Consider the following 397-nt stretch of genomic DNA (forward strand, 5'->3'; position numbering starts at 1 on the left):
CATAGCGGTGGCAGCGGCCTGCCCATTAAAGAGCGGGACAATGGCAAAACCGAGCAGCAAAACCAGGCTGACCCGGTCTTTTCCCCGGATGGCCGTTATATCTACTACACCAAGGATATGAGCGCAGGTGGCCTGTTTGAATATAACCGCGACCCGCTGAAAAGCATTTTCGCTATTCGCCGTTATGACCGACAAACCGGGGAGGAGATTACCCTGGTGAGCGGGGTTGGCGGTGCGGTAGTACCTACGCCATCACCGGATGGCAAACACCTGGCTTTTGTGCGCCGGGTAAGAGAAAACACCGGCTTGTTTGTAATGGACCTAACCTCTGGGCGTGAAACCCTGCTGACCGATAAGCTTGAGCGGGACATGCAGGAAGGCTTTGGTTCGGAAGGCT

General features: G+C 55.4%; 1 protein-coding gene. It reads left to right on the forward strand.

Annotation, left to right across the window (positions count from 1 at the left end; genetic code table 11):
* Window positions 1–397, forward strand: a 397-nt coding sequence (locus tag J0A66_RS21905) for a TolB-like translocation protein (protein WP_206575960.1), incomplete at both ends; no start/stop codon positions are given.

Origin of the sequence: Bowmanella dokdonensis (assembly GCF_017254865.1) — a bacterium.
Classification (GTDB): domain Bacteria; phylum Pseudomonadota; class Gammaproteobacteria; order Enterobacterales; family Alteromonadaceae; genus Bowmanella; species Bowmanella dokdonensis.